Raw genomic sequence first — 4249 nt, forward strand, 5'->3', positions numbered from 1 at the left:
AGATGAAATGTAAATCCCGGTTGCGGATTAAAGCCCCCGGCAATAACCCAACTTCCGTCAGCACTTGAAAACCGTTACAGATGCCCAACACCCTTTTGCCTGCTTTGGCATGGTCAATGATGGCGGCCATGATGGGGGAAAATCTGGCGATCGCCCCACAGCGGAGATAATCGCCGTAGCTAAAGCCCCCTGGCAAAACCACCACATCTACCCCATGGAGATCGGTTTCCTGGTGCCAAATAAACCGGGTCGGCTGGTCTAACAAACCGGCGGTGACGGTGGCAATGTCCCGATCGCAGTTGGAACCGGGGAAAACAATAATACCAAAGCTGGTCATGGCGTGACGGCACCTTCTAGGGCAGTAATTTCAAAGCAATAATTTTCGATCACCGTATTGGCCAATAGTTGGTCACACATGGTGTCTAGCTGTTGGGAAGCGGTGGCTTCGTCCGGGGCCTCGAGGGTTAATTCGATATATTTACCAATTCTGACCTGGGAAACGCCATCGTACCCCAATTGTTGCAAACCGGATTGCACAGCAGTACCGGCGGGGTCCAGCACGGAGGGACGGAGGGTAACGTAAATACGACAATGGTAGGAATGGGACATGGAGGGCCTTACCGGGGAATCTGCCACTGTTAATCCTGCCTTAGAAAGTCTTTCTCGGCAAGGTTAAAGCCGTGGGGTCAATTAGGCTGACCAGATTGGGAAAATCGGCGGCAATTGCCATAGCTACCAAGTTTTTTGCATTAGTAGAGCGTGGGGGGAAAAGCCAAATTTTTCATACAGTTCCTTGGCTCCTTGGTTGTGGGTAAAAACCTGTAACGCCAATCGCCGATCGCCTCTTTGTTCACCCCATTGTTGGGCCTGGGCCATCAAAGCAGTGGCAATACCCCGACGACGGTGGGCCGGCTCCACATAGAGCATAAAAATATGGCCATGGCGATCGCCCGTGACCTGATCAACGGCGTTACCGAGCCAAAGGCCGGCAATGGGCTGGGCACAAGCAGTTTTTTCCCCTTGGTTATTTACCCTCTGATCCTGTACTGGCAAGTTAATTTGGGCCATCAATCCCAAGGGGTCTTCCCCGACAGAAAAACTATTATCATGGTGAACAGGGCTCCCCTGGCCAACCTCCGGAGTGACCCACCACAATGGCGATCGCCAAGAAAAATAACTTTCCACTGTTTGTCCCAAATGGGAGAAGTCGTGCCGTTCTGGAAAGAGGGCCTGGTAAGTACGCTCCAAAAAATCCACCAGTAACCGCCGATCTCTGGTAGTTCCCTTATAGAGACAATAACCGGGGGGACTTAAGGCTGATTTTTCCATGGTTGCTGAACGCTATTGACCAGAGCAAGCAAATTGACTAAAATTTGCCAGTTTTTCCCATTTTCCCCAGATCGCCATGAAGTATCCCCTCAAAAACCTGCTAGGGTTTGGGCTCACTCTTATCCTAACGGCGATCGCCCTGGTCAGCCTGAACCAAAGACAGGTTTTGCAACCCCTCACCGTGGGCATGAACGACTGGCCTGGTTATAGCGTCATCCTGTATGCCGAAGCTAAGGGCCTATTCACCAAGCGGGGACTAGACGTTAAGCTAGTTCATTTTGAAGAACAGAATGATAATCTCCGGGCCACCATGCGGGGCTACCAAGATGCTAGTTTTGCTCCCTTGCCCCAGGCTATACAATTAGATTTTCCCCAAGCCACCCCAGAGTTCATCCTCGTTGCCGATGTTTCCGCTGGTTCCGACGGCATTGTGGCCCGGCCGGGATTAAATTTCATGGCCCAAATGGCTGGCAAAAAAATTAGTGCTCGGTTTGGCAGTATTGCCCACGTAATTTTGCTTGAAGCCCTGTGGGCCAACGATTTAGACCTGGACGAAGTGGAAATTGTTGACATACCCAACGAAGAAGGGATTGCTCACCTCAAGGATGGTTCCATTGACGCAGCAGTGCTTTGGGAACCGCTGTTGCACAAAACAGCCCAAGAAATTGGGGGTAATATTATCTACACCACCGCAGAACTAGACAGCATGGTGGTGGATGGTCTGATAACCCGTGCAGAAGTGGTTCAGGAAAAACGAGAAGAATTAATTCGCTTCATTCAAGTATGGCTGGAGGTAATGGATGCGGTGGAAACTAATCCCCAAGAGGTTTTCGCCATTGTGGCCCAACAATTAGAGGTCCCTGTGGAAGTCTTTGTCCAAGGTTTCCAGGGTATGATTCACGGCGATCGCATCTTGAATGAAGAAATGTTAGTGCAAAGACGATTAGAGTCCATCATTGCCAGAAACTATCGATTATTACGAGAAAGTTGTCGTCATCGCTTGATTATTCGAGATGATATTGCCATAAATTCCCAACCATTTTCCCAAGCTGTGGAGCGTCTTTAGCTATGATTCAGGACAAACCCACTTTTACCCGCCCCCTACGTTACCAGTTGCTAGCTGGTTGCGCCCTCATTCTCCTGTTTACCAGTGCCATAGCTATAGTTTTTACCAGGCAACAATTACAAGAAAAATCAAGAATTAATATTACCAGAAGGGCCCAGCGATTGACCGAAGGCTTGGAATTTGCAGCGGAAGGTTTGGTGGAGACCAAGGACGTTTATCGTCTCAATCGCTTAGTGCAAAATTATGCGGCTTGGCCCAATGTGCAAACAATTTCAATCATCAATCCTAACGGTGTCATCATTGCCCATGGTGAGGGGATAAAAATGGCACGGGAAAAAAAATATGCTCAAATCGCACCAGCTCTTTTTCCTATTTTTGAACAGGTTTCCATCAGTGGCATTCCCCAATCTCGAATTACCAAAGTTGATGGTGAAGAAGTGGTGGTTTATGCTCTTCCCTTTAATACGTACTCTTTTCCTGAGCAGGGAGAAAATTCCCATGACCAAAATAGCCACCGACGGGGAGTGGCAATCACAGTCCTAGCAAAACAGGAATTAAACCGAGAGGTTAACCAGGCACTTTTATTAGTAGTGGCTTCATTCATTATTGGCACTGTGGTAATTGTTCTGTTATTGGGTTTACTAATTAGATATTCTGTCTTGGCCCCTTTGGGTAAACTGCACCGGGCATTAATTAATTATGACAATGTTGAGCAGTTTAGTTTGCCTCCCCTACCAAGTAACGAGATTGGTTTCTTGGGGCAAACCCTGGTGCATACCTTCAATCAATTGCAGATTTATCAACGGGAAGCCCTAGAAATTGCTGAAAGGAAATATGTGGAAATTGCCCAACGCTACGAATTGGCTTCCCAAGCCACTAGGGTATGGGTGTGGGAATGTCAGCCCCAACTGCACTACTTTGAAGTGGACCCCAATTTGATTACCTGGCTCGGCTTTGAGCAACCCCTGGAGCGAGGAGATGGGGATTTTTTCATTCACCCTAATGATCGCCCTGTGTTTTGGCAGACTATTGAGCAAAGTTTGGCCGACCCAACAGTGGACCTGTCAGTAGAACTCCGTTTAGAAGACGCTGAAGGCCAGATTTATTATTGTCTGTTACGTGGTCAAATTCACCTGGAAAAAGATCAATTACTCAATAGAATTATTGGCACGATCGCCGATATTACGGAGATTAAGAAAGCAGAAGAACAATTAAAGCTTTCCAACAAAATTTTAGCCAAAGCTACCCAACTGAAGGATGAATTTCTGGCAAACATGAGCCACGAATTGCGTACTCCCCTCAACTCCATTTTAGGCATGGCTGAGGCTCTACAAAATCAATTTTATGGACCCTTAAATGGCAAACAAGTTCAATCTTTGGAAGTGGTGGAAAGAAGCGGCAAACATTTACTTTCCTTGATCAACGACATTCTTGATCTTTCCAAAATTGAAGCTGGCAAGATGGACTTGGATTTGGAATCGACTAATTTACTGACGTTGGTTAATCATAGTTTGACATTTGTGCAACACTTTGCACTACAAAAGCGAGTTAATTTGTCATCCGAAATCCTACCCAATCTACCAGATGTGGTGGTGGATAAACGAAGGATTTGTCAGGTTCTAATTAATTTACTTAACAACGCCATTAAATTTACGCCGGAAGGGGGCAAGGTAATCCTACAGGTTAACTTGGTCATGGAAGAAGGGGCTCCTGATCACCATGGTAAATTGCCCCAGCTACATCTCACCGTCATAGATACGGGCATTGGCATTGCGGCGGAAAGATTAAGTAATATTTTTGAGCCTTTTGTGCAGATTGATAGTGCCCTCAATCGTCGTTATGAAGGTACAGGAT

The 4249-nt window shown here is 47.0% G+C and carries 5 protein-coding genes; 2 read left to right on the plus strand and 3 right to left on the minus strand.

Annotation, left to right across the window (positions count from 1 at the left end; translation table 11 throughout):
* The 3 genes from IQ219_RS17305 to IQ219_RS17315 form a co-directional block, all read right to left on the minus strand.
* On the minus strand, positions 1-337 hold a 337-nt coding region (locus IQ219_RS17305; protein ID WP_194073433.1), incomplete at its 3' end, for a phosphoribosylformylglycinamidine synthase subunit PurQ.
* Entirely contained in the window at positions 334-636 is a 303-nt protein-coding gene (gene purS, locus IQ219_RS17310) for a phosphoribosylformylglycinamidine synthase subunit PurS (protein ID WP_010873826.1), read from the minus strand. The genes purS and IQ219_RS17305, both read right to left, overlap by 4 nt.
* Before the next feature lie 96 nt (positions 637-732).
* A complete protein-coding gene (locus tag IQ219_RS17315) occupies positions 733-1329 on the minus strand; it encodes an N-acetyltransferase (RefSeq protein ID WP_194073434.1) in 597 nt (198 codons plus the stop codon).
* Positions 1330-1405: 76 nt separating this feature from the next.
* Between IQ219_RS17315 and IQ219_RS17320 the strand changes: the two genes are divergently transcribed.
* Both IQ219_RS17320 and IQ219_RS17325 read left to right on the plus strand, forming a co-directional pair.
* On the plus strand, positions 1406-2395 hold the full coding sequence (locus tag IQ219_RS17320) for an ABC transporter substrate-binding protein (protein WP_194073435.1): 990 nt from the start codon (positions 1406-1408) through the stop codon (positions 2393-2395).
* Positions 2396-2397: 2 nt separating this feature from the next.
* On the plus strand, positions 2398-4249 hold a 1852-nt coding region (locus IQ219_RS17325; protein ID WP_194073436.1), incomplete at its 3' end, for a PAS domain-containing protein.

The sequence above is a fragment of the Synechocystis sp. LEGE 06083 genome (assembly GCF_015207725.1).
GTDB lineage: Bacteria > Cyanobacteriota > Cyanobacteriia > Cyanobacteriales > Microcystaceae > Synechocystis > Synechocystis salina.